Annotated in this window: 21 protein-coding genes and 1 pseudogene; 6 read left to right on the forward strand and 16 right to left on the reverse strand. The window is 60.3% G+C overall.

Translation table 11 applies throughout. From position 1 onward, the window contains the following. The 4 genes from KVG95_RS26270 to KVG95_RS26285 all read right to left on the reverse strand — a co-directional run bounded on the left by KVG95_RS26270 (nucleotide 1) and on the right by KVG95_RS26285 (nucleotide 5,536). Entirely contained in the window at nucleotides 1-1,392 is a 1,392-nt protein-coding gene (locus tag KVG95_RS26270) for an aldehyde dehydrogenase family protein (protein WP_217858465.1), read from the reverse strand. Nucleotides 1,393-1,401: 9 nt separating this feature from the next. Next, nucleotides 1,402-2,775, reverse strand: coding sequence for a glutamine synthetase family protein (locus tag KVG95_RS26275; protein ID WP_217858466.1), 1,374 nt, complete (start codon nucleotides 2,773-2,775; stop codon nucleotides 1,402-1,404). A 226-nt stretch (nucleotides 2,776-3,001) separates the two neighbouring features. Beyond that, nucleotides 3,002-4,759, reverse strand: coding sequence for an L-lactate permease (locus KVG95_RS26280; protein WP_217858545.1), 1,758 nt, complete (start codon nucleotides 4,757-4,759; stop codon nucleotides 3,002-3,004). 135 nt (nucleotides 4,760-4,894) lie between these two features. Next, entirely contained in the window at nucleotides 4,895-5,536 is a 642-nt protein-coding gene (locus tag KVG95_RS26285) for a TetR/AcrR family transcriptional regulator (RefSeq protein ID WP_217858467.1), read from the reverse strand. A 100-nt stretch (nucleotides 5,537-5,636) separates the two neighbouring features. Between KVG95_RS26285 and KVG95_RS26290 the strand changes: the two genes are divergently transcribed. Next, complete coding sequence (locus KVG95_RS26290) at nucleotides 5,637-6,290, forward strand: NAD(P)H-dependent oxidoreductase (protein ID WP_217858468.1); 654 nt, start codon at nucleotides 5,637-5,639, stop codon at nucleotides 6,288-6,290. Between the two features lie 275 nt (nucleotides 6,291-6,565). Here KVG95_RS26290 and KVG95_RS26295 read toward each other — a convergent pair whose 3' ends face one another. From KVG95_RS26295 to KVG95_RS26310, 4 genes are all read right to left on the reverse strand, one after another. Further along, on the reverse strand, nucleotides 6,566-7,504 hold the full coding sequence (locus tag KVG95_RS26295; RefSeq protein WP_217858469.1) for a class I SAM-dependent methyltransferase: 939 nt from the start codon (nucleotides 7,502-7,504) through the stop codon (nucleotides 6,566-6,568). Nucleotides 7,505-7,579: 75 nt separating this feature from the next. After that, entirely contained in the window at nucleotides 7,580-9,943 is a 2,364-nt protein-coding gene (locus tag KVG95_RS26300; RefSeq protein WP_217858470.1) for a TonB-dependent receptor, read from the reverse strand. 84 nt (nucleotides 9,944-10,027) lie between these two features. Next, the gene (locus KVG95_RS26305) at nucleotides 10,028-10,564 is read right to left on the reverse strand and encodes a FecR family protein (RefSeq protein WP_217858471.1); all 537 of its coding nucleotides are present in this window, start codon (nucleotides 10,562-10,564) and stop codon (nucleotides 10,028-10,030) included. After that, nucleotides 10,557-11,090 carry a sigma-70 family RNA polymerase sigma factor gene (locus KVG95_RS26310; protein WP_217858472.1) on the reverse strand — a complete coding sequence of 178 codons (534 nt, stop codon included), beginning with the start codon at nucleotides 11,088-11,090 and terminating at the stop codon, nucleotides 10,557-10,559. The genes KVG95_RS26305 and KVG95_RS26310 overlap by 8 nt, the downstream gene beginning before the upstream one ends. Before the next feature lie 266 nt (nucleotides 11,091-11,356). Between KVG95_RS26310 and KVG95_RS26315 the strand changes: the two genes are divergently transcribed. Together KVG95_RS26315 and KVG95_RS26320 are read left to right on the forward strand one after the other, a co-directional pair. Then, nucleotides 11,357-11,764 carry a response regulator gene (locus KVG95_RS26315; RefSeq protein ID WP_052966854.1) on the forward strand — a complete coding sequence of 136 codons (408 nt, stop codon included), beginning with the start codon at nucleotides 11,357-11,359 and terminating at the stop codon, nucleotides 11,762-11,764. 132 nt (nucleotides 11,765-11,896) lie between these two features. Then, nucleotides 11,897-12,566: pseudogene (locus KVG95_RS26320) on the forward strand (HAD-IA family hydrolase). Nucleotides 12,567-12,672: 106 nt separating this feature from the next. Here the strand turns inward: KVG95_RS26320 and KVG95_RS26325 are convergent. Next, entirely contained in the window at nucleotides 12,673-13,332 is a 660-nt protein-coding gene (locus tag KVG95_RS26325; protein WP_217858473.1) for a methyltransferase family protein, read from the reverse strand. A gap of 178 nt (nucleotides 13,333-13,510) precedes the next feature. Between KVG95_RS26325 and KVG95_RS26330 the strand changes: the two genes are divergently transcribed. Beyond that, nucleotides 13,511-14,443 carry a pyridoxal-phosphate dependent enzyme gene (locus KVG95_RS26330; protein ID WP_052966856.1) on the forward strand — a complete coding sequence of 311 codons (933 nt, stop codon included), beginning with the start codon at nucleotides 13,511-13,513 and terminating at the stop codon, nucleotides 14,441-14,443. Nucleotides 14,444-14,512: 69 nt separating this feature from the next. Here the strand turns inward: KVG95_RS26330 and KVG95_RS26335 are convergent, their stop codons facing one another. From KVG95_RS26335 to KVG95_RS26355, 5 genes are all read right to left on the reverse strand, one after another. Further along, nucleotides 14,513-14,809: a DUF2388 domain-containing protein gene (locus KVG95_RS26335; RefSeq protein ID WP_008012177.1), complete on the reverse strand. Its 297-nt coding sequence runs from the start codon at nucleotides 14,807-14,809 to the stop codon at nucleotides 14,513-14,515. 291 nt (nucleotides 14,810-15,100) lie between these two features. After that, complete coding sequence (locus KVG95_RS26340; RefSeq protein ID WP_217858474.1) at nucleotides 15,101-15,454, reverse strand: DUF2493 domain-containing protein; 354 nt, start codon at nucleotides 15,452-15,454, stop codon at nucleotides 15,101-15,103. After that, the gene (locus KVG95_RS26345) at nucleotides 15,442-17,097 is read right to left on the reverse strand and encodes a Na/Pi cotransporter family protein (RefSeq protein WP_217858475.1); all 1,656 of its coding nucleotides are present in this window, start codon (nucleotides 17,095-17,097) and stop codon (nucleotides 15,442-15,444) included. Before KVG95_RS26345 ends, KVG95_RS26340 begins: the two co-directional genes overlap by 13 nt. Nucleotides 17,098-17,320: 223 nt before the next feature. Further along, complete coding sequence (gene mgtA, locus KVG95_RS26350; protein WP_217858476.1) at nucleotides 17,321-20,041, reverse strand: magnesium-translocating P-type ATPase; 2,721 nt, start codon at nucleotides 20,039-20,041, stop codon at nucleotides 17,321-17,323. Nucleotides 20,042-20,334: 293 nt separating this feature from the next. After that, on the reverse strand, nucleotides 20,335-20,628 hold the full coding sequence (locus KVG95_RS26355; protein WP_217858477.1) for a hypothetical protein: 294 nt from the start codon (nucleotides 20,626-20,628) through the stop codon (nucleotides 20,335-20,337). 454 nt (nucleotides 20,629-21,082) lie between these two features. On the opposite strand from KVG95_RS26355, the gene KVG95_RS26360 reads away from it, so the two are divergent. Together KVG95_RS26360 and KVG95_RS26365 are read left to right on the forward strand one after the other, a co-directional pair. After that, nucleotides 21,083-22,192 carry an NAD(P)/FAD-dependent oxidoreductase gene (locus KVG95_RS26360; RefSeq protein WP_217858478.1) on the forward strand — a complete coding sequence of 370 codons (1,110 nt, stop codon included), beginning with the start codon at nucleotides 21,083-21,085 and terminating at the stop codon, nucleotides 22,190-22,192. A 242-nt stretch (nucleotides 22,193-22,434) separates the two neighbouring features. Continuing rightward, nucleotides 22,435-22,941, forward strand: a complete 507-nt coding sequence (locus KVG95_RS26365) for a DinB family protein (protein ID WP_052966857.1) — start codon at nucleotides 22,435-22,437, stop codon at nucleotides 22,939-22,941. 146 nt (nucleotides 22,942-23,087) lie between these two features. On the opposite strand, the gene KVG95_RS26370 is transcribed toward KVG95_RS26365, so the two are convergent. Both KVG95_RS26370 and KVG95_RS26375 read right to left on the reverse strand, forming a co-directional pair. Continuing rightward, nucleotides 23,088-24,482 (reverse strand): sensor histidine kinase, encoded by a 1,395-nt coding sequence (locus KVG95_RS26370; RefSeq protein ID WP_217858479.1) that lies wholly within the window; start codon nucleotides 24,480-24,482, stop codon nucleotides 23,088-23,090. Further along, nucleotides 24,460-25,143 carry a response regulator transcription factor gene (locus KVG95_RS26375; protein ID WP_052966859.1) on the reverse strand — a complete coding sequence of 228 codons (684 nt, stop codon included), beginning with the start codon at nucleotides 25,141-25,143 and terminating at the stop codon, nucleotides 24,460-24,462. The genes KVG95_RS26370 and KVG95_RS26375 overlap by 23 nt, the downstream gene beginning before the upstream one ends. Nucleotides 25,144-25,390: the final 247 nt, after the last annotated feature.

A 25,390-nucleotide genomic window follows, 5' to 3' on the forward strand; every position in this document is an offset into this window, starting at 1 on the left:
TCAGATCTCGTGGCGCAGATGGAAGGATTTCGCGCGGGTCAGGTGTTCATAGCCAAGGCGCGACAGCGTTACGCCGCGCCCGCTGTTTTTCACCCCGGTCCAGGCCAGGGCCGGGTCCAGATAATCGCAGCGGTTCATGAATACGGTGCCGGTGGCGATCTCGTCGCCGATGCGTTCGGCGGCGGCGAGGTCTTGCGTCCAGATAGAAGCGCTGAGCCCGAACTCACTGTCGTTCATCAAGGCGATAGCTTCGTCGTCGCTGGCCACCGGCATGATGCCGACCACCGGGCCAAAGCTTTCTTCGCGCATTACCGACATTTGGTGGGTAACGTCCACCAGTACCTGCGGCGCGAGGTAGGCGCTGCCCGGTGCATCGGCGGGAAAGTCCTTTGGATCGATCAGCGCCCTGGCCCCTTGTGCCAGTGCATCGGCGATCTGCCCGCGAACGAATTCAGCGGCGCTCGGTGTGATCAAGGGGCCGAGGGTGGTGGCTTCGTCCAGCGGATTGCCGAGTACGTATTGGCGGGTCAAGGCGACGAAGCGCTTGATAAAGGCCGGGTAAATTTTTTCATCGACATAGATGCGTTCGACGGCGCAGCAGCTCTGCCCGGAGTTGAAGAAGCTGCCATCCACCAGGTTTTCCACCGCATGTTCAAGGTTGGCGTCTGCCCGGACGTAGGCGGGGTCTTTGCCGCCAAGCTCCAGGCCTACGCCGAGGAAACCTCCGACGGCCGCTTGTTCCATGGCCTTGCCGGCGTCCACCGAGCCTGTGAAGTTCACCTGTTGTACGCGTCCAGAGGCAATGATCGCTGCGGTATAGAGATGACTAAGCAGCAAGTTCTGAAACAGTCCTTCGGGCAGATTGGCGCGGCGAAAGGCCTCGGCGAAACGCTCGCCCACCAGCAACGTTTGCGTGGCGTGCTTGAGGATGACGCTGTTGCCCGCCATCAGCGCCGGAATGATCGTATTCACCGCCGTCAGATAGGGGTAATTCCACGGTGCGACGACCAGCACCGTACCCAGCGGTTCACGTTTGATACAGCGCCGAAAACCGGCGATGGGTGCAGGTTCAATCGCTGCCAATGCCTCAGGCGCAATGGCGATCATGTGCCGCGCACGTTCTCCGAAGCCGCGCAGTTCGCCGGCGCCGAAGCGTATCGGGCGGCCCATCTGCCAGGCCAGTTCCGGCACGATCTCGTCTTTCATCGCCAGCATCGCGTCCACGGCGGCGCTGCATAAGGCTGCGCGTTCGCTCAGTGGTCGGCGCTTCCATTGCGCCTGGGCGGTTGCGGCAGCTGCCAGAGCCTGCTCGATCTGCGCTGCATCGGCACGGCGGCGTTCGGCGTAGACCCGGCCATCGACCGGGGAGATAAGTTGAACGATCTCAGTCATGGTGTGTGCTCAATAACGCTCGAAGCCGCGCTGCAGTTCCCAGTCGGTGATTCGCCGGTCGTACTCTTTCTGTTCCCACTCGGCGGTGTGCACGTAGTGGTCGATCACCTCATCGCCGAACGCTTCGCGCAACATGCTCGACGCCTTGAGTGCGGCGCAGGCCTCGCGCAGGGTTTTCGACACTTCAGGCAGGTGCTCGTCTACGTAGGCATCGCCCTCGAAGGGTGGCGTAAGGCTGAGCTTTTCGTCGATACCGGCCAGACCCGCGGCGATCAAGGCCGCGAAGGCCAGATAGGGGTTGAGGTCGGCACCGCCGATACGGCATTCGATGCGGATGGCCTTGCTGCCTTCCGCGCACAAACGAAAACCTGCGGTGCGATTGTCCCGACTCCAGACGGCCCGCGTCGGCGCGAAAGTGCCGGCCTGAAAGCGCTTGTACGAATTGATGTAGGGCGCAAGAAAACAGGTGATGTCGTTGGCGTATTTGAGCTGTCCGGCCACCCAGGAGCGCATCAGCTTCGACATGCCAAATTCGGCCTTGGGATCAAAGAACAGCGGCTTCTTGGCATTTTTGTCCCACAACGAATTGTGCACATGGCTGCTGGAACCGGCGGCGTCATAGCGCCACTTGGCCATGAACGTGATCGCCTTGCCCTGCAGTTGCGCGATCTCTTTGCAGGCGTGTTTGATGATCACGTGATGGTCAGCCATGGTCAGGGCATCGGCATAACGGATGTTGATCTCTTCCTGCCCTGGCCCCCATTCACCCTTGGAGTTTTCCACCGGAATGCCGGATGCCTGCAGGTGTTTGCGAATCGCCCGCAGCACCGGTTCCTCGCGGGTAGTCTGCAGGATGTTGTAATCCTCGATGTAGTGACCGGCAGTCTTTGGCTTGTGGTAGTTGCGCTTGTGAATAGCCTCGTAACTCTCGTCAAACAGATAGAACTCCAGCTCAGAGGCGAACATACCGGTATAGCCGCGTTCGCGCAGTCGTTCGACCTGCTTTTTCAGGATCGCCCGTGGGCTATGGGGCAGGTCGCGCCGATGGTGATGATCGAGCACGTCGCAGAGCACCAGCGCCGTGCACTCAAGCCAGGGCACCCGACGCAAGGTGGCCATGTCGGGTTTCAGGACAAAGTCGCCATAGCCTTTGCTCCAGCTGGCCGCGGCGTAACCCGGCACCGGTTCCATGTCGATGTCGTCAGCCAGCAGGTAGTTGCAGCAGTGGGTTTCTTCGTGGCCGCTGTCGATGAAAAACTCGACCTGGAATCGCTTGCCGACCAGTCGCCCTTGCATGTCGACCATGCAGACCAACACGGTATCGATCTCGCCTGCGGCAGCGGCGCGCTTGAGTGCATCAAAGCTGAGGAGGGGCTCGGTCATCACGTCAATCCTGCGTGAAAGGTTTGGGCCTGTCTGAAATAGCTGTTGCAGACGCTCTCCAGAACAAACCAAAACCTGCAGAATCGAGCATCGTGAGCAATGAGCTGCTGAAAGCTTAGCCTACTGTTGCTATGCGCAAGTTTCGGCCTGAAATGAGCAGCGATTATCTGGTCTGAACCATGGCCCGGTTGCGAACCCGGGCCATGGTCAACAGCAGTCGCCTCGGTTAATTCCCGCCCACCACCATATGGCTGAACGGTGCCACATACGCCTGCAACGTCACCAGCCCGCCGACCAGAATCGCCAGCACCACGGAGTGGAAAAACACATAGCGCAGGATTTCACCTTCATGGCCGTACCAGCGGGTGGCGGTGGACGCGACCACGATCGACTGGGCATCGACCATCTTGCCCATGACCCCGCCGGAACTGTTGGCCGCGGCCATCAATACCGGGCTCAGGCCCAATTGCTCGGCCGTTACCCGTTGCAAGCCGCCGAACAGCACGTTGGAGGCCGTGTCCGAGCCGGTCAGGGCAACGCCAAGCCAGCCGAGCAGCGTGCCGAACATGGGGTAGAAAATGCCCGTTGCGGCGAAGGCCAGACCCATCGTGGCGTCGAGGCCCGAGTAGCGGGTCAGGAAGCCCAGGGCAAGCATGGCCACGATGGTGATGAGCGAGTAGCGCACCACCCATATTGTTCGCAGGTAATGGTGCAGCAGCTGCGGGATGGAATAACCCATCAGCAGCCCGCCAAGGATCGCCGCCAGCAAGATGCCGCTGCCGGTGCTGGTGAGCCAGGTGAACTTGTAGATCGCGTCCTCTTTTTTAGGCGTGGGTACCACGGGCGGGACCTTTTCGATCTGTTGGTGAATCGTGGCGAAGGTCAAGGTCGGGGCAAAGATCGGGTTGGCCTCGCGCATCGGCTTGCCTTGGGGATCGAGCTTGGCCGAGTGGGTTTGCGGATCCATGACCGGACGGGTATCGAACAGGTTTTTGAAGCTTTGAGTGCCCCAGGCAAAGACGAAGACCGTGAGGATGATCCACGGCATCCATGCGCGCATTACGGCGGGTTTGGCGTCGCGGGCAAAGGTCGCGCTGGGTTTCTCGTCCGGGTCCGCCTCCACCGTGGAGTTGTCGGCCCGGCCTGACAACGCGGCGGAGGTATGCACAGTGGCCGGCTTCCAGACCTTGAGGAAACCGGTCAGGCAGGCCATGGAAATCAGCGCGGCGATCACATCCACCAGCATCGGCCCGTGGTAGTTGGACACGAGGAACTGCGGTATGGCGAAGCTGACGCCAGCGACTAGGATCGCCGGCCAGATTTCCAGCATCTTGCGCCAGCCGGCGAAGGCCCAGATCAGCCAGAACGGCACGATCACCGAGAAGAACGGCAGTTGCCGGCCGACCATCATCGACAGCTCCATTTCATCCAGCCCGGTCACTTTGGCCAGGGTGATAATGGGCGTGCCCAAGGCGCCGAACGCCACGGGTGCGGTATTGGCGATCAACGCCAGGCCAGACGCGGCCAAGGGTGAAAAGCCCAGCCCGATCAGAATGGCCCCGGTCACCGCCACGGGGGTGCCGAAACCGGCGGCCCCTTCGAAGAAGGCACCGAAGCAGAAGGCAATCAGCAGCAGTTGCAGACGTCGATCGTCAGTGATGCGCGCCAGGGAATCCTGCAGCACTTTGAACGAACCGTTCTCGGTCGTCAGCCGGTGCAGGAAAATGATGTTGAGCACGATCCAGCCGATCGGCAACAGACCGTTGGCGGCGCCGTAGAGTGCGGCCGAGCCTGCCATGTCCGCCGGCATGCCGAAGGCGAAAATCGCAATCAGCAAGGCCGAGCCCAGGGCCAACAACGCCGCCAAATGCGCCTTGATGTGGAAAAACGCCAGGGAGACCAGCATCACCACCACCGGCACCGCCGCCATGATGGTTGATAGCATCGGGTTATCGAAAGGGTCGTAGATTTGCTGCCAGACCATGTTCCACCTCTGCTTTTTATTGTTGTAGCGCAGGCCCCCAGGGGGGAAGGTGGCTTCTAGTATAGGTGGCATTACGCTGCTGTCCTGGCGGGGCTTGTCTCACGCTGAAGTTGCTTGCCAGGCGTTGAACGCTGTTCAGTCTTTGAGGCTGCTTCCAGTGCGTGCGCTCCTTTCGACCATCGCCACGATCGTTGCGAACAGTTCGTCCTGTGCCTGCACGGGCGTGATCTCGCCAGTCGCGGCGGCATGGGACAGCGCCTCCGCTGCACCGAGCATTGCCCGAAGACTCGCTGGCGCGATTTCACCCGTTCCGGCGAAGGGAAGGAGGGCGTTGCGGCACTTGTCCATAAAGATCACTTCGTACTCGCGCTTGATCTTTTCCAGCTCGGGCGAGCTGGTCAATGCGGCGATCACGCCGGGTATCTCGCGGCCCTGAAGAAGGACGCAATCAACATAAGACGAGGCGATGACCATTGCCTTGCTGGCCAGCGTCGGTTCACTGGTTTGAAGCGCGGCGTCCAGGAGTGCGGTCTGACGCGCGTCGAACTCCTGATAAAGCGCCGCCAGCAACCCGGGGCGGGTGGTGAAATGGTCGTAAACCACCGGTTTGGTAACCCCCGCCTGTTCGGCGAGCCGCCCCAGGGTCAAGGCTTCCGTGCCTTCTTCTCGAACCAGCTGCCAGGCGACATCCAACAACTGGCGCTGGCGCTCTTCTCGTGACATCCGGCGGCGCGGTTGCGGGCTGGAATCCTGCTCAGGTGTTTCGGTGCTTGACATGCTTATGTACCAAAAGTAGCTTACTGATCGTAACTTACCAAGAGTATATAAGGCTCGTCTCTAGCCCTCAATCACTCATTCCGTAGCAGGAGGTTTCGACATGCATGCACTCATCGTTGTGGCTCACCATGACCCTCAGTCGCTCACCCATAGCCTCGCGAGGCAGATCGCCGAAGGTGTGTCCGGGGCTGATTCCGACCACTCTTTCGAAATCGCAGACCTTTGGGCGCAAGGGTTCGATCCGAGGTTCGGCGCGGCCGATCTCGCCGTCCATCATCGGCAAGCACCGCCTCCCGCCGATGTTGCGGCCGAGCAGGCGAGGATCGATCGCGCCGATGCACTGGTGCTGGTGTATCCGGTTTATTGGTGGTCGATGCCGGCGCTGCTCAAAGGCTGGATCGATCGGGTGTTCGCCAACGGCTGGGCATTCGATTTCAGTGCGGATGCCAAATTGGAGAAGAAGCTTCGCCACCTGCGGGTTCACCTTGTGGGTGTCGGTGGCGCCGATGCTGGAACCTACGCGCGCCATGGTTATGCCGACGCCATGAAGACGCAGATCGACCATGGGATCTTCGATTATTGCGGTGCCAGCGTTGTGACGTCCGAGCTGCTGCTCGACTCGGAAATCCAGGCGCCGACGGTTCATCTGGAGGCTGCGCGGGTGATCGGTCGTGATCTTTTCGATGCATCCAGGTGCAGCGACGCGGCCCAGGATGTTCACCATTGCCAACCGGCCAGCGCCAATGCTTTTTGAAAGACAAAAAAAGAGCCTCGAAGCTCTTTGATGGGGAGGAAGTAGAGCCGGAGGCTCAAGATGCGCATGAAACAAGTGGTGAGCTTATTGGGGTTCAGTTCACTCACCACCTACGCAACGGCTTAAACCTCCAACCGCCACGTATCAACATCGTAAGAAGCCGGGGGCTGGCACTCAAGTACCATTAGTCTAATCCTCCCGGCCAACCGGCCTGGCGCAGCGCTTTGAGCAAGGTGTTGGAGTGCTGCCGAAGGCTGCGATCTTTTGATCGTCAATTAACCCTGCTTGAACACCAACGCCTTCAACCCACACTCAACATCGGCATCGGGAAATTCCGGCGGATTCTCCAACCGCTGCTCAAACCGCAAACTCGGCGCTTCGCGGGTGACGCCATCGATGAGAAAGTCCGCACCGAAAGCCGGATCGTTCATGCAGGCCAGCACCGTGCCCTGAGGGCTGAGCAATTCCGGCAGGCGGCGCAGCACGCGCTGATAATCCTTGGTCAGCAGAAAACTGCCTTTCTGAAAGGACGGCGGGTCGATGATGACCAGGTCGTATGGACCCTTGCCGATCACCTTGCCCCAGGACTTGAACAGGTCATGGCCGAGAAAACTCACCTTGCTCAGGTCATGGCCGTTGAGCCGGTGATTCTCGCGGCCACGGCTCAAGGCCGGGCTGGACATGTCCAGATTGACCACATGCAACGCGCCCCCCTCGATGGCCGCTACCGAGAAGCCGCAGGTGTAGGCGAACAGATTCAAAACGCGTTTGCCCTGAGCATTGGCCCGCACCCAGTCGCGGCCGTAGCGCATGTCGAGGAACAGGCCAGTGTTCTGTTTGCGGCCCAGGTCCACGCGATAATGCAGGCCGCCCTCGGTGATCGTCATCTCGTCGATCGGCTCCCCTAGCAGCCATTCGGTGGTGCTTTGCAGCAGATAGCGATGTTGCAGCAGCAAGGTGTGCGCGCCGGATTGTTTCCACGCCGGCGCCTGAGTGATCTCCATCAGCAACCGCTTCAAATCCTCCAGTTGCGCAGGGTCTGGCTCCTTGAACAGCGAGACCAGCACCACGCCCTGCAGCCAGTCGACAGTCAATTGCTCCAGCCCCGGCCAGCGGCGGCCACGGCCGTGGAACAGCCGACGGGTTTCTGCGGGTGCAGCCGCAAGCGCAGTCAGCAAATGGGCGTGGAGGACGGAGAGGGCATCTGGGTTCATCGGGCAAGGTCGGCCATGTAAAGGGGGCGGCATTTTAACCACAATTCGCCCCCCACGAACCAACAGCGCGCGCGGTTACCAATCCACCGAATAGCTGACCGCCAATCGACGCCCTTCGGCATGAGGGTAAGGCGCGGCCGCATTGGCCTGCATGTAGAGCGTTTCATAGTTGCGATCGCTCAAGTTGTAGACGCCCATGTCCAGTTTGCCCACCGGTAGCTCCACGCCGGCCAGCAGGTCGACCGTGGTATAGCCTTCGATTTTACGACCGTTGCCATCCTGAAAACCGGCGTCGTAACTGTCCAGGCGCATCGCCTGCAACCGCAGGTTGTAGTCATCCTGCTCATAGGCGACGAAGGCAGTGGTTTTGGCCGGTGAGATGCGCGTGGCCGGCAGGTCGAACCATTCGCCGTTCTGATGGGTTTCGCCTTTGGTCCAGGCATAGGTTCCGCCCAGCGACCAGGCTTGATCGAGGTGATAAGTCAGGCTGGTCTCGACACCGCGCACGCGTTCTTTCTGATCGATCAGCCGTTGCGCACGGGTGACGGAGTCGTAGTACTGCGTCACGTCCGAGCGATTCTCGAACAGGGTGACGTTGGCCTGCAATGACTCCCAGTCGCCGCGCCAACCGAGTTCGTAACTGTCGACCTTGATCGCTTGAGCGTTGAGGTCCTGGATGTTGTAACTGCCGCGCACATCACGCAGGAAACGCTGCACATCGGGCAGCGAGAAGCCCTGGCTGAAGTTGACGAACACATCCTGCGCACTGCTGATGTGGTAGACCGCACCGAGGTTGTAGAGGGTGTCTTCGTACTTCAGCGTGCCGCCGGGTAACACCTCGGTCACGCCCGCTTGCCAAATGCCGCCAAAGGCGATGCTGTCGGCAACATCACTGTGTATCCACTCGTGCCGCGCACCGCCGCGCAGGGTCCAGTCGCCGATGTCCCAACTCGATTGAGCGAAGAGTGCCGTGGTGTTGGTTTCAATGTCCGGGCCGAAGGCGTAGCGCTCGCCTGTCGGCGTGTAGGCCAAGCCGTCGACGCGATAGCGGTCGCCCTGCTGGCTGATTTGTTCGTTCTCGAAGTCGGCGCCCCAGACCAGGTTGCCGGTAGCGCTGCCAATCGAGGGCAGGGGGCTTTCCACGGCGGTGCGCAGGCCATAGACCTCGGCTTCGCTCTCGGAAGCCACAACCCCGGCGTTGGCGCCCCAGTTGTAAGGGAAAAACCGCGCCTGCTGTTTGCGCCAGTAACTTTCCACCATCAAGTGCTGGCCGAACAGATCGCGATCGGTGTAATTGAAGTTCACGGCCTGGTTATGGGTGAACGGCTGGTCGCTCAACTGCAAGCCTTTGATCGCCACCGACTCGCCATTGCGAGAGCCGGCCACATAGCCGGTGTCTTGTTTGTCCTCATACTCCTGCACGGACAGGCTCAGGCGTCGGTCGTCATCCAGATCGAAGCCGAATTTGGCGTGCAGGTCATGGCTCTCGGTGTCCATGTTGCTGCCCTGAAACGCTTCCTGGGCGATGCGGTTGCCATTGCCGTCGAACTGGTCATTGCGTTGCAACAGGTCGGCGGACAAATACCAGTCGAAGGCGTTCTGGCGCCCGGTCACGCTCTGGAACACTTCGTAGGCAAAACCTTTGCGATTGAGGTTGTCGGCAGTGCTGAGGCCTACGCGGCTGCTCATTGCCAGGGCTTGCCCCTCGTTACGCTTGGTGATGACGTTGATGATGCCGCCCGAGGCGCCCGCGCCGTAGAGGCTGCTGGCACCGGAGACCACCTCGATGCGTTCGATACTCGATGGCGCAATGCTGTTGAGTTGGCGTGAAACGTCGCGACTGGCGTTCTGCGACACACCGTCGATCAGCACCAGCACGTTACGCCCGCGAATGGTCTGGCCGTAGTTGCTCATCGTGCCGGAAGAGGGCGCCAGACCGGGCACCAGTGTGCCGAGAACATCGGCCACCTTACGCCCGGCAGCGGATTGTTGCGCGATCTCCTTTGCCTGAATCAACTGCACGGTGCCGGGAATCGAGGCGATGCTGGCCTCGCTGCGTGTGGCGGACACCACGGTGTCGGACAGTGACAGCGAGCCGCTGCCCAGTTCCAGCGGCGCCGGAGCCGGTTGTAGCGTGACGCTGTTTTTACCGCTGAAGCGCCATTGCAGGCCACTGTCGCGCAACAGGCTATTGAGTGCCTGTTCGGTGCTGTAATCACCCTTGAGCGACGGCGCCATTTTGCCGCGCAACAGCGCCGCGTCGACGCCGATGGACAGCCCGGTCTGCGTGGCCAGTGCCGTCAGTGCCGAGTCCAGTGGCTGGCTCGCCAGTTCGAAGTGAAAAGTGTCTGTCGCGGAGTCGGCGAAGGCCGGTACAGCGCAGCTCAAGGCAAGTGCCAGAGCGCTCAGGCGAAAGAAGGAAAAGGTCTGATTGGTCATTGTTGTTGCTCATGGAATCGACTGTATTAACTCCAATGACCGGGCTGAAATGAAATCGGGCAGTTGTCTTGAAGATTTTTTTGCTCAGCGCCGCCGCACCTGCACCACGTATTTGCTGTAGGTCTCGATACGAATCGGCAAGGCCGCCTGCAACAAGGCCAATGCGGCATCGCTGTCTTGCGCGGGCAGCACGCCGGTAAAGCGCAGGGTTTGCAATTGCGCATCCGACGCCCAGATAACTCCCCGACGATGCTGATCAATTTCGGCCAGTACTTCGGGCAGTGGCCTGTCGTGGAAAATAAGCCGGGCGGAGGGCGAAGTGATCGTCTGCGTGGCGGGCGCCATCCAGCTCTGCACGGGCAGCCACTGGCCGACGGCAATCGCCGCTGGCAACACCAGAGCTGCGCCTATCAGGCGGGCGCGACGAGGCCGGGTTTTCGGTGGCGGCGAGAAGGATTGCCAAAGCTGCTGAAGTTGTTCGAACAGTTGCGCATGGCGCACATCGGCGGCGTGCCAGGTGTTGAATTCGGCCAGAACTTCTGGCGAGGGCGCCTCATCCAGACGCACCAGCCAATGGGCCGCCTGCTCGCGGATCTGATCCTGGGTGAGGCTTTCAGTCATCGCTCAACCCCTCGGGCAAGGCGTCGAACAAACGGGCATGGCAATGCGCGAGCGACTTCGCCAGGTACTGCTTGACGCTGCTTTCGGAGACCTGAAGGTGCCTGGCAATGTCGGCATAGGAACAGCCATCGACACGCGCCATCAGAAAAGCCTTGCGCGGTTTCTCTTCCAGCTCTTCGAGCAACAGCAACAGCACTTTGCCGAGCAATTGGCGCACGGCAATGATCTGTTCCGGGCCTTGTTGGACCTGATGATCGAGTAGAACGACCATGCTGCGCAGGGTTTCTTCCTCGACTCGGCGCCGATGATACTGATTGATCAACAGCCGATTGGCTGCCACCAGTAGATAGGCCCGTGGTTCCTGCAGTGTCGGCAAAACGTCCAGGCCCAGCAGTTTGACGAAGGTGTCATGGGCCATGTCGGCCGCATTGTCGGGGCAGCCGAGCTTTTTGCGCAGCCAGCCGAACAGCCAGCCGTGATGCCCACGGTAAAGCTCGGAAAGGGACGAAGCGGACTGACCCGACACGACGAAACCTCGAACGAAGATAATTCGCAAATGGGAAGCTGTTGCAATTGCGAATGCTGTCATGTTGGCGCGCGACGTTCAAGTCTGAGGCGAGAACCTGAGCCAGGACGCAATGAAAATCGCCAGCTGCTCCAAGGAATCCGCTTCAGCCGATTTCGTCGTCTGACTGTATCAAAAATGAATTTCCTCGAAGTCCGCTGCTCATACCTGTAAGTGGCGGATTTGAGCCTGCGAAATCATTTATGCAATCAGGGAGTGGCACGGTCATGGGTCCAGTATCGACGGCGGGCGGGCACTTGTCTGACGGTTTGATTCTTGTGGTTGAGGATGACCCGTTGATCCTGGAGTTTCTGTGCGAAATTCTTCAGGAGGAAGGCTTTGCGGTTGAACCACAGGTCAGCGCGGACGCCGCGTCGCAGTTTCTGGAGCAGCACGCGCCGGAGGTAGGCCTGTTGCTGACGGACATCACCATGCCGGGCAAACTCAATGGCGCGGACCTGGCCAATCAGTTCGGCGACCGTTGGCCAGACAAACCGATCATGATCATGTCCGGTTTCGAAACCCCGAAAAGCTCCGGGGTCAAGCATCAGGTTGCGTTCATCAAGAAGCCCTGGGCGGTAGGGCAATTGCTCGATTGTGTGCAAAACGCCTTGCACTCGAACCGACCCGTGTAGGCGCTGCCGCAAGCTGCTATCTTTTGATCTTCGCTTTTAAAAAGCAAAATCAAAAGATAGCAGCTTGCGGCAGCGCCTACGCGGGTGATGTACATTGCCTGACAACATTCGCCTGGTTCTGGAAATCGCCCTTTGTCCGTTCAAGCCTCCGTGTTCAACACCTCGTACCGCGCCTTTCTGTTCGATATGGACGGAACTGTCCTCAACTCCATCGCCGCCGCCGAGCGGATCTGGACCATCTGGGCCCTGCGCCACGGGGTCGATGTCGATACCTTCCTGCCAACCATCCACGGCGTTCGAGCCATCGACACCATCAACCGCCTGGCATTGCCCGGGGGTAGACGCCGAAGCTGAAGCCGCGTGGATCACCGAGGCGGAAATCGAGGATGTGGAAGGGATTGTCGAGGTGGCCGGCGCGGCGAGTTTCCTCAAGTCGCTGCCCGCCAATCAATGGGCCATTGTCACCTCCGCGCCACGGGCGCTAGCCCTGCGCCGAATGGCGGCGGCAGGCATTCCCGCACCTGGCGTGATGGTCACCGCCGAAGACGTCAGTGCCGGCAAACCTGACCCTGCGGGTTATCGGCTGGCTGCCCATCGGTTAGGGGTCGAGCCCACTGATTGCCTGATCTTCGAAGACGCCGCCGTGGGGATTCGCGCAGGTGAAGCGGCGGGTGCCCACGTCATGGTCATCACCGCGACGCATGTTCATCCGCTTCAGACCCCGCATACTACTTTGGCCAGTTATGACTCGGTCAAGGCGCGAATGGATCTCCACAGCCAGATCAGCCTGTACACACTTTAATGTGGGAGCGGGCTTGCTCGCGAAGGCGGTTCATCATTCAACATTGATGTCGACTGATACACCGCTTTCGCGAGCAAGCCCGCTCCCACAGTAGATTGTGATGGGTTCAGTAGATTCCGGGAATCAATCGCCAGCTTCGGGCGCAATAAGCCTCATATTCACTGCCAAACTGCGTGCGTAACAGCGCTTCTTCGGAGCGAATGCGGGCAATCAGCGGGATCAACGTCAGTGCCACCAGCAGCAACCCGACCCCGGAACGAAAGGCCAGCGCCCAGCCCACGCCATTGATCAGCAGCCCCAGATAGCTGGGGTGGCGCAAGGTCCGATAAATCCCGTCGGTGACCAGGCGATGTCCCGGTTGAATCGCCACCAGTCCGCTGAAGCGTTTGCCCAGTACAAACACCGGCCACATCCGCAGCGCGCCGCCGCCGATGAACAACAGCACGCCGAGCCAACGCACGCCCTCACCACCGAAGGTCCAGAAATCGATCCGGTCGGTGTAGGCCGGCAGATACCCACTCAGCAATCCCAGTACCCCAAAAACTGGCAACACCCAGCGATTGGCCCGGTCTTCACGTTCGCCGGAGCTCAGGTTGCCTTCGCTGAACAAAGACACGACCGCCATCACCAGGGTTGCCAACGCAATGACCGCCAACGGCGGGCGGGAGAAAAAAGCCGCCAACCCGCCCATGCCGAACACCGCGAGCGCGAGGTAGGCAAGGGTGCTGACGAGGGTGAAAAAGGCGAGTTTGGGCGAGATGTTCATGACTGACTTCGCAAAGGACGTAAAACCAGTGTAGGAGCTGCCGCGGGGCATCGTGTCATGGCCAGAACGGTAGCCGCGGGGCTGGGTGAACTAAGCTTTGGATAAGGATGATTTCTATCTATTCACTCCCTGCTCGCTGAACATCTCGACGAGCCGGGAGCGTCACCAGGAGCACACGATGCTTCACATCAGAACGCCCCTGATTCTGCACCCGGGCCTGTCGACACCGGCCCGGCGAATCTGGCTCAAGCTGGAAAACCTGCAACCCAGCGGCTCGTTCAAACTTCGCGGCATGGGCCTGCTGTGCAGCCAGGCAGCGGAGCAAGGCAAGCGCAAAGTGGTTTGTCCTTCCGGGGGGAACGCCGGGTTGGCCACCGCCGTCGCCGCCGCCAGCCTTGGGCTGAAAGCCTGCATCGTGGTGCCGAAAACCACCCCGGAAACCACCCGCGCCAGGATCAGGAAAACCGGTGCCGAGGTGATCGTCCATGGCAAGGTCTGGGACGAAGCCAATCAACGGGCGAAAGAACTCGCAAAGGGCGCGGACACTGAATACGTGCCAGCCTTCGATCATCCGGTGCTGTGGGAAGGGCACAGCACGATGGTCGATGAAATCCTCGAGGACTGTCCTCAGGTCGATGTGTTGGTGACGTCGGTGGGCGGCGGCGGTTTGCTGGCGGGCCTGCTCACTGGTCTGATCCGTCATCAGCGCATGGATTGTCGAATCGTTGCTTGCGAAACCCAGGGCGCAGCGTCTTTCGCGGCCGCCGTGAGTGCAGGTCACCCGGTCAGATTGCCGCGCATCGATACCGTCGCTACGTCACTCGGGGCGGCGCAAGTGGCGGCCTGGCCGGTGCAGCACATCCTCGACTTTGCCCACGAATGCGTGGTGCTCAGCGATGATGAGGCGATCATGGGCGTGGTTCGTTACGCCAACGACCTGCGTCAGTTGGTCGAGCCGGCGTGCGGCGTTTCATTGGCGGTGGCGTACCTGGACCATCCCGCGATTGCCGAGGCCCATGATGTGGTGATTGTGGTGTGTGGCGGCGTCAGCATCAGCGCACAGTTAGTGGCCGGCTGGGCGCGCCTGTCCGCTGGGGCGCAAGCAACCTAGGGCCCGAACACTATCCAGTGTTGCGAGCCCCACGGCTGACTTTTACAGGTTTTAGCGACCGATTGGACCTTATTGAGCGAGGATCGCTTTGGCCAGGTCCTCGTCGCTTGCCTTGAGGTCGGGATGATTTTGTCGAATCTCCTTCAACACCGACTCCAGGTAAACGCCGCGAATCGTACCGCCACTCGCCACGAAGCTAGAGGCGTCATCCCGTGCGGGAATCACGATTTTGTCATCTTTGAACGTCGAGTACAGCGATGCGGAGACCCCAGCCGAAGTGGCGACATCTTTTGCATCTACATCGGCCATGGCCGAACCAACGGGCAAACAAAGCACTAGTGAAGATATGAGCAATAGACGGCGCATGACGGCGTCCTCCGAAAGCGTAAAGGAAGTAACACATAATTTAGGATGCCTGACAGCGCCCAGGAGTTCCCTGCCGATTCGATATATGCATAGGCGCCCTGTAGCAGCTGCCGAGCCTGTGAGGCTGTGTTCGGCTGCGCAGCAGTCGTAAAATCAGAGATTGCGGTGTATCAGGCAGACCGCGTTAGCCGGATTCACGACTGCTTCGCAGCCGAACGCAGCCTCGCAGGCTCGGCAGCTGCTACAGCGGGTGCGTTGCGGTTGAAGTTGCTTGATTGATCGGCATCAGGATCAGCCCCGATCTCCGACCGATAAGGTTTGCAAACCGGTCGCCCGGGCTTGGGCGACCAGTTCTTCGGTGTCTTCGCCGCCGGGCAGTGTGATCACTACGTCCGGTCGGCTGTCGAGCAGCATGAAGTGGTTGCGCAGGCGTTCGGCTGACTTGCCGTGCCGCTGCCAATTGGGTGGGTAGCGCACGATGTCGGCGCCTTGTTCCCGGGCCCACTCTTCTATTTCGCCGCCCAGAAAGCGGTTACCGCCATGAATCAGCACGTGCACCGGGTGCATGCGCTGGAAGGCGTCGAGTACTCGTCGGCACAGACGTTTATCGGCGTAATGACGCCCGGCACAAATCAGCAGGCGCATGACGGGTTCTCCTTCACCAGATCGATGTTCTCAATCGTTCGCTCACCCGCGCGTTCGAGCAGCGGATATGCCAGCGCGGCGATGTGGTGATGCACACGCCGGTAATCACGCAGGACCCGCTGGAAAATATCGCCGGATTCCGCCCAGGTATTTTTGTCTTCCTGCAACTGGCGAAAGTGCTCGCGGCTGGCTTCTGCTTCGAGTCTTCTGACAGTCTCTTTGCGTTGGATCAATTGGTGCGCGGTGGCGATGTCTTCGCGCAGGAACACGGTGATCGCCAGGCTCAAACTGTCCAGCACGGCGTCGTTCAGCGGGGCGATGTTGCCCAGTTCGAAGGGCGAGAACTGTTCACCCCGGCGCAAGCGGCGCATGGCCAACTGCGCGAGGCTGCTGGAAAGAATGTCCGCGGCATGTTCGAGGTTGATCACGAAGGTAAGGATTTCCTGGGAGCGATCGGCATCGCTGTCGCTGATGCCTTCCTTGCCAATGTCGGCCAGATAAGCCCGAATCGCCGCGCTGAGCAGGTCCAGGGATTGATCGATTCGCCGCACTTCATCGGCGCAGGCCAGTTGCGATGTGTGGAACAGCTGGAGCATCCGGCCGAGCATGGCCGAGAGCATGTCAGCCATGCGCAAGGCTTCGCGGGCGGCATTCGACAAGCCGATGTTCGCCACTTCCAGACCGGCCTCATCCAGGTAGTGCGGCATGCCAGGGTCGACATCCCGCTCAGGCGCTGGCAGCAAGCGGGTGAGGGCATTGGCGAGCACGTCGGTCAAGCCGATGAACGCCAATCCCAGCAGCAGATTGAAACCGGTGTGCAGGCACACCACCAGCGTCGAAGGCGCGAGCGGCGCCTGAGCGAGCAACCCGGCAAACGGCAAGACCACCAGGGCACCGACCGCCCGCACTAGCAGATTGCCCAGCGGCAGGCGTCGGCCGATGCTCGAACCGGCATTGATGACCGAAGGCAGCGCACCGCCAATGTTCACCCCCAGTACCAGCGCGACAATCGTGCTGGCCGAGAGCATGCCGGTCGCGGCCAACGAGACGATCAGCAGCACCACAGCCACGCTGGAGTGGCAGAGCCAAGTGAGGATCAGCGCCACCAGCAACGCAATCAGCAGGTCGCCATCGAGGCTCTGCATGATGAGCTGGAAGATTGGCGTGCCTTCGACTTCCGCCAGCGTCGAACCGAGCATGTGCAGGGCCAGCAGCATCAGCCCCAGGCCGATCAGCGCGCAGCCGACGCTTTCGTAGCGCGAGTCATCACGCAGCCGAAAGACGATCAGGCCCGCCAGCAGAACGATCGGTGTGAGCATCGACACATCGGCGCTGAGCAGTTGCACCACCAGGGTCGAACCGATGTTGGCGCCGAGCATCACCGCCAGTGCCGGCGCCAGTGCCAGCGTCCCGGCAGCGGTGAACGAAGTCGCCATCAGGCTGACGGCGGTGCTGCTTTGCAGGACGCCGGTGATACCTACGCCGGACAACAAAGCCATCCAGCGGTTATTCAGGTTGTGGCCCAGCCATTGACGCAATGGCGTACCGAAGCCGCGCAACAACGCCGAAGAAATCATGTGAGTGCCCCACAGCAACAGGGCGATGGCGCCTGCGAGGTTGATCAGTAGAGTAGTTCCCGACATGAGGACTCTCCCTTTTTACGTACTGCATTTATTGACGGCCCGAGAGCCGGAGGGATGGTGCGGTAAACACGAAACCTGTGGGAGCGGGCTTGCTCGCGAAAGCGGTGTGTCAGGCGCCATCGATGCCGACTGACACTCCCTCTTCGCGAGCAAGCCCGCTCCCACAGGGATTGCGGTGTTCAAGTCATTTGGGTTTGCTCCCTCGCTTCGGGGGCTTACACCATCAGAACCATTGCTTGAAGCGACGGATGTAGAGGGTCTTCATGACCTGCGCGAACACGCAGTAGCTGAGCAACGTGCCGACCAGCCATGGAAAGTACGCCCACGGCAGCGGTTGCAGACCGACCAGCGTGCCCAGTGGCGAGAACGGAATGTAGATGCCCAGCACCATCACCAGCCCGGTCATCAGGATCACCGGCAACGCCGCAGTACTCTGGAAGAACGGGATTTTCTGGGTGCGCAGCATGTGCACCACGAGGGTCTGGGACAGCAGCCCTTCAATGAACCAGCCAGACTGGAACAAGCCCTGCATTTCCACGCTGTTGGCGGCGAACACGTACCACATCAGGGCGAAGGTGGTGATGTCGAAGACCGATGAGGTCGGCCCGATCCACAGCATGAAACGGCCGATGTTCTTCGCATCCCACTTGCGTGGCTTGCGCAGGAATTCCTTGTCCATTTTGTCCCACGGCAGCGCCAGCTGAGAGATGTCGTACATGAGGTTTTGCAGCAGCAAGTGGATCGACAGCATCGGCAGGAACGGAATGAACGCGCTGGCCACCAGCACCGAGAACACGTTGCCGAAGTTGGAACTGGCGGTCATGTTCAGGTACTTCATGATATTGCCGAAGGTTTCGCGGCCCTTGAGCACGCCTTCTTCGAGCACCATCAGGCTCTTTTCCAAGAGGATGATGTCGGCCGATTCCTTGGCGATGTCGGTGCCGCTGTCCACCGAAATACCGACGTCGGCATCGCGCAGGGCAGGGGCGTCGTTGATGCCGTCACCAAGGAAGCCCACGGTGTGACCGTTGGCCTGCAACGCCTTGAGTACCCGGGATTTCTGCAGTGGCGTCAGCTTGGCGAACACCGTGCGTTCCTCGACTCGCACCTTGAGGGTGGCGTCGTCCATTTTCTCGATGTCTTGGCCGAGCAGCGGCGTGCCGGGTTCCAGGCCGACTTCGCGGCAGATCTTGCAGGTCACCACGGCGTTGTCGCCGGTCAGCACCTTGACGGTCACGCCCATATCACGCAGCGCGGCAATCGCCGGGCCGGCGGTTTCCTTCGGTGGATCGAGGAAGGTCAGGAAACCGAGAATCACCAGTTCGCGTTCGTCAGTGGTTGCGTACTGGTTTTTCGTCTGTGCCTTCGGGATCTCGCGGGTAGCGACCAACAGCACCCGGAAACCGTCCTGGTTGTACTCGTTGGCCAGGGCCAGCAGCGCCTGGCGACGCTGATCATCCAGTGCCACGACAGTGCCGTTTTCGTGGAGGTGGCTGGCGATGGTCAGCATTTCCTCGACCGCGCCTTTGCACACCATCAGGTGATCATCGCGGCTGTCCTTGACGATGATCGACAGGCGCCGACGCACGAAGTCGAACGGCAGTTCATCGACCTTACTGTAGGCGAACGGCACCCGAAACTTTGGGTTGTTGTTGGCGAACTGCACCACGGCCTGGTCCATCAGATTTTTCAGGCCGCTCTGGTGATGGCTGTTGAGCCAGGCCAGCTCCAGCAGCGAATCGTCGCGTTGGCCATTGATGTCGACGTGGTGCTCAAGAATGATCTTGTCCTGCGTCAGGGTGCCGGTCTTGTCGGTGCACAGCACGTCCATCGAACCGAAGTTCTGAATCGCATTAAGGCGCTTGACCACCACTTTGCGCTTGGCCATGGCCATGGCGCCTTTGGCCAGGTTGGCGCTGACAATCATCGGCAGCATTTCCGGGGTCAGGCCGACCGCCACTGCCAGTGCAAACAGGAACGCATCGCTCCAGTCACCTTTGGAGAAGCCGTTGAGCAGGAACACGATCGGCACCATGACCAGCATGAAACGGATCAGCAACCAGCTGACGCTGTTCACCCCGCGGTCGAACGCGGTTTGCACCCGCGAGCCGACAATGGCTTTGGCCAGTGAGCCGAAGTAGGTGCGCGAACCGGTAGCGACCACCACTGCTTTGGCGGTGCCGCTGACCACGTTGGTGCCCATGAAGCAGATGTTCGGCAGGTCAAGCAGGTTGGACTGATCGGCTGCGCTGCCGGTCGCTGACTTCTGCGCCACGTTCCCCAGCGTGTCGTACTTCTCGACGGGCAAGGCTTCGCCAGTCAGCACGGCCTGACTGATGAACAGGTCGCGGGATTCGATCAGGCGGATGTCCGCCGGGATCATGTCGCCAGCGCTGAGCTGCACGATGTCGCCGGCCACCAGTTCGCGCATCGGTACTTCGCGCAGCACTGGCGAGCGGTCCTTTTGCTGGCGACGCAGGACGGTGGCAGTGGTGCGTACCATGGCTTTGAGGGTTTCGGCGGACTTGGCCGAGCGGTATTCCTGCCAGAACCGCAGCAGGCTGCTCAGGCTGACCATGGTCATGATGATAATGACCTTGGTCAGGTCGGCGTCGTCGCTTTCACCCTGGCTGATCGGCAGCCAGTAGTCGGTGAAGAAGCTGATACCGGCCAAGGTCAGCAGTACGTAGATGAAGGGGTTGTTCAGGGCTTTGAGCAGTTGGACGATGGCGTGAGGCGGCTTGTCGTGGGCGACTTCGTTGTGGCCTCCACGCGCCAAACGGCCTTCGGCTTCGAGTTCGGTCAAACCGTCAGCGGTGGCGTTGAGGTTGGTGAGGGTTACGGCCAGGCCGTTTTGCGCTTCCCGGGCGGCACGCATCGACAGCTTGGCGTTGTCGCTGGAGGCGCCCCGGGTGGTTTTCTTTGCGGTTTTTACAAGGGTCATTGCTGTGCTCCTGCCGCAGGCTTGCGGCACGACACACAGGTACTCAGCTAATCAAAGACGAGCGCACGTATGTCGAGCCGCAAATAAGCGATCGAGTCGGATGATTGTGTTTTGAAGTTTTAACGTTCGCTGTCCATCAACTAACACGTGACAGGCAGCGAACCGACTACTGGCTTCGTCCATAACTTAATTCCAATAAAGTTGTTTTTAACAGGCAATAAGAAGTTATCGGATTTCGTTTTAAGAAAACCGTTCAGGAAGGACTTGAAAGCTCCTTAAAATCAAAAGTGCCTTCAGATCAACTGAAAGTGCGCGCCCAGGCCGAGCATCAGGCTCGCCTGCTGGAAAAGGTGCGCGATGCGCCGACTCGGTGGGTCCAGGCTTTCGTCGAAGCTCCAGCGTTGCTGAAGCCGGCCCGTCGTCGGGCAGACGCGCCAGTTGGCACGAGGTTGTGCCTTGGCGTGGGCAGAAGGGGCGGAAAACGGGGCGCTGGGCCGAGTCGTCAACAGACGCTCACGGCAAAGCTTGACCCGCATGGTCGATGCAAAGGCGCGTACGCCCGGCATTACAGTGGTTTTGAAGTTCATAACATGCCTCTGGGCCGGACTGATTCCGGTGAGGCAAGTTACGGTGGAGCCTCAGGCTCTAGCGCAGCTCACCCGACCGAAAAGTCGAGTCCCGTCATTGTCTGGGTTATGTGCCAGATCCTGCATATCTGCAGTCATCCGACAGCGGCTAGATACTGTGTCCATTGAATTCTTTTGTGAGTTGATAAAAGGCCGTTGTTACCGGCCCGGGCAATTTACTGAGCGAGGCGGGTGAAGTCAATCGTAAAAGTTCACTTAATGGCCGGTTAAACGGGGTTCGGTTACTGAAGTATGCAGTGGTTCAGCTAATTGACAGTTAGTTGTCGTTTTGATGACCGTTGGATGGAACGGACTGTATGTAACCCGTGACGGGATCTTCGTGGTCATGCTGGCGATAATCTCCAGCGTGGTCGATTATCGGGAGCGAGGGCTGGCTTGAATGTGTGGAGGGCAGGTGAGCGTCGATATCGAATGCGTGGTGGTCGGGGCCGGTGTGGTCGGGCTGGCGGTAGCCAGGGCGCTGGCTCGGGCCGGGCGAGAAGTGATTCTGGTCGAGGCGGGCGAGGGGATTGGCGTGGGCATCAGCTCGCGCAACTCGGAAGTGATCCACGCCGGTATCTATTACCCGAGCGGCAGTCTCAAGGCGCAATTGTGCGTGGAGGGCAGGCAACGGCTGTACGCTTTCTGCGATGAGCGCGGCGTCGATTACCGGCGTATCGGCAAGCTGATTGTGGCCACAGATGAACGTCAGCGCCATGCCTTGCAGGCATTGCTGGAGCAGGGCAGGCGCAACGGCGTCGATGATCTGCAATGGCTGAGTACCACGCAGGCGCGGGCGCTTGAACCGGCGTTGTCCTGCGTTGCCGCGCTCTGGTCGCCGTCCACCGGCATCGTCGATTCCCATGCCCTGATGTTGGCGCTTCAGGCAGACGCCGAAGCGTGCGGTACTTCGATAGCCTTTCACACGCCATTGGAATCGGCCCGTAGCACCGGGCACGGTTTCGAGCTGCACATGGGTGGGGCTCAGCCGATGACGTTGAGCTGTCGTCAGTTGATCAACTGCGCCGGATTGTCCGCGCCTGAAGTGGCGAGCCGGATCGAAGGCTTGCCAGCGCAGCACGTTCCCAAGTCCTGGCTGTGCAAGGGCAGCTATTTCAGTTTCAGCGGTCCGGCGCCGTTCCGGCATCTGGTTTACCCGGCACCGGAAAACGCCGGGCTGGGCGTGCACATGACCCTGGACCTGGGCGGTCAGGCGCGTTTCGGGCCGGATGTCGAATGGGTCGAGCACGTCGATTACCGCGTCGATCCCCGCCGTAGCGAAAGTTTCTATCAGGCGATCCGGCGCTACTGGCCGGCGTTGCCCGATGGCAGCTTGCAACCTGCCTACAGCGGCATTCGCCCGAAAATCAGCGGGCCGACCGAACCGGCCAGCGACTTCGTCATCAGCGGCCCGGATGTGCATGGTGTGCCGGGGTTGGTCAACCTGTTCGGCATCGAATCGCCGGGGCTGACCAGTTGCCTGGCGCTGGCCGAACGGGTGGAGCAGCGTCTGATCTTGATTTAATTCGCAACGAAATCCTGTGTTCGCTAGAGATTTAATGTGGGAGCGGGCTTGCTCGCGAAGGCGGACTGCCAGTCGATAATGATGTTGCCTGACACACCGCTTTCGCGAGCAAGCCCGCTCCCACATTGCGCCAGTTGCTACACAGGTCGCGTTGCGCGAAGGTGCCGGTTATCAGTGTCTGCGATGCCGTTCACCGCGAGGGCTATTCTTGGCAATGCGCCCATCGATATGGGAGACCTCTGATGATCAACGTACGCACTGCCCGCATGCTCGCCGATTACAGGCGATGGGCCGATCAGCGACTCTTCGACAGCCTCATGGCGCTGCCACCGGAAGAGCTCAACCGCAAACGGGTGTCGGTGTTCAACAACATCATCGGCACCTTGAACCACATCTACGTGGTGGACTGCATCTGGCAAGCCCATCTGGAGGGCCGAGGGCACGACTTCAAAACCTCCCATGACCTGCTCCACACCGAACTCCCCGAGCTGCGAATGGCGCAACAGGAGATCGATCAATGGTTCTGTGGATGGACCTCGGCCCAGACCGACGATTCGCTGGATAAACCTATCGAATTCACCTCCGTCTCAGAGGAAAGCGGGGTCATGAGTGCCGGCGCGATGCTGTTACATGTGGTCAACCATGCCAGTTATCACCGAGGCTGGGTGGTCCAGATGTACGTCGAGATTCCGGCCCTGCCGCCGATCACTGATCTGCCGGTGTTTCTGCGCGAGGTTCCGGGGTACTGAATCGAGTTCCCGGCCCAAGCAAATCTAATGTGGGAGCGGGCTTGCTCGCGAATGCGGACTGCCAGTCGACAGTGATGTTGTCTGACACACCGCCTTCGCGAGCGAGCCCGCTCCCACACTGGAGCTTCTTTGTGATGGAGATAGTGTCAGGCCTGGGGAATCAGACTCTGCCGGCAATCAAGCACCAACAGCGCACCACCCAGTTCGCTGTTGCCCACTTCCAGCGTAAACCCATGCAGGCTGACAATCGCCGCGACGATCGACAGGCCCAGCCCGAATCCGCTTTGCGGGTTTCCGCCCTCGGCGCGATAGAAGCGCTGGAACACCGCTTCACGTTCGGCCAGCGCAATGCCGGGGCCGGAGTCGAGTACTTCGATTCGCGTATGCCCAGCGTCATTCAACCCACGTAAAATCACCTTGCCACCCGGCGGTGTGAATTTGATCGAGTTGCTCAGCAAATTCGCCACGGCTTCGAACAGCAGCGCCCGGTCGCCGTTGAGCCGGGGCAGGGACTCGGGCAGTTGCAGTTCAAAAGTCAGTTCGCCTTCTTCCGCCAGCGGCAGATAAAAGTCATGCAACTCTTGCAGCAACGGCACCGGGTCCAGTTGCACGAAACCCGAACGGCGCTGGCGATCCTCCAGCTCGGAAATCCGCAACAAGCCACGAAAACGCGCCATCAAGGTATCCGCCTCGCCGAGCACCGAATCCAGTTGCACGGCCAGCGTCGAACCGTCATCGGCCTGCTGCTGAATCCGGTACAGCTGCGCCCGCAAGCGCGTCAGCGGTGTGCGCAGGTCATGGGCGATGTTGTCGCACACGCCCTTGACCTCGTTCATCAAGCGCTCAATGCGTTCGAGCATGGCGTTGACGATGGCGGCGAGCATGTCCAGCTCGTCACGGCGGTTGGACAGCGGCAGGCGCCGGGTCAGGTCGCCGGCGACGATGGCTTCGGCGCTGGCCTGGATCGCCCGGATCCGCCGCAGCGGTCGCCGTCTCAATAAGTGCCAGCCGGCGATGCCGGGCAGAATGGTCAGCGACACCCCCCACAGCAGCGCGTGCAGGATGATTCGGGTCACGGCAAACAGAGAACCGTTGTCCCGCACCAGCACCAGCCAGCGCCCGTCCAGGGTCCGGGTCGCCGTGGCATCGCAGCTGTCGGCGGGCAGGGTCGGGTCGTCGGCGTCGACGCAGTCGCTGAGGATGTGAATCTTGCCGTCCAGCGGCAGGCCTTGAGGGATCTGGCGCAAAGGGCCGATGAGGTAGCGCTGCTGGTCATCGAACAAACCATAGGCATCGATGCCGCGAATGTCGAAGGTCACACTGGCCGCGAGGGCGTCCTCCAGTTGCTCGCCCTGGAAGCGGGAAAACAGATGCTGGCGTTGCATCAACGAATGCTTGGCCAAGGTGTCCAGGTAACTGGATACCTCGTAGTACATGACCCCCATGAGAATCCCGCTCCAGGCCACGAACAGCGAACTGTAGAGCGCCAGCAAGCGGCTGCTGGAGGAGCGCCAGCCTTTAGAGGGGTTCAGCAATGACATAACCCGAGCCTCGCACCGTCCGAATCAGTGGGACTTTGCCTGGCGGATCGATCTTTTTGCGCAGACGACCGATGTGCACGTCGATCAGGTTGGTACCGGGGTCGAAGTGATAACCCCAGACCTCTTCGAAAATCATCATCCGCGACAGAATTTGCCCGGTGTTGCGCATCAGGAATTCCAGCAACTTGTACTCGGTCGGCAACAGCGTCAGCAACTGGCTGTCGCGGCTGGCCTCGTGGCTGATCAGGTTCAGCTCCAGATCGGCCACGCGCAACGTGGTGGCCTGGGCGGTCACGGTGTTCTGCCGGCGCAGCAAGACTTCGACCCGGGCGGCCATTTCATCGGTGGCGAATGGTTTGGTCAGGTAATCGTCGCCGCCGGCGCGTAGACCGCGCACCCGTTCATCGACGTCGGAGAGGGCGCTGATCATCAGGATCGGCGTGGCCACGCCCATGGTGCGCAGGGTGGTGACAATCGCCAGACCATCGAGCTCCGGCAGCATGCGGTCGAGGGTGATCAGGTCGTAGTCGCCACTGACCGCACGCTCCAGGCCTTCACGGCCATTGTCGACCCAATCCACGTCGAGGCCGTGGCTACTCAGTTCGGCGACGATTTCCCGGGCGGTCACAGCGTCGTCTTCGATGGTCAAGATGCGGGTCATAAGGGCTTGCCTGGTTAGGTGTTCAAGACGTTGCACGGCATTTTGCCAAGAAATGATCGATGGTTTTCTAAATAAAATTTCATGCAGGCCTCGTTTTGATCAATGCATAAAACCCGCCGATATGGCCGGCTCCTTGCAAACTGCATGACCCTGAGAAGTTCATTGTTTTCAACGCATTGAAATAGAACGATTTATCCAAGTGGCGCGACTGGCACGTTGACTGCAATTGCTCGTTTGACGAGTTGTA

The organism is Pseudomonas farris (assembly GCF_019145235.1).
GTDB classification, from domain to species: domain Bacteria; phylum Pseudomonadota; class Gammaproteobacteria; order Pseudomonadales; family Pseudomonadaceae; genus Aquipseudomonas; species Aquipseudomonas farris.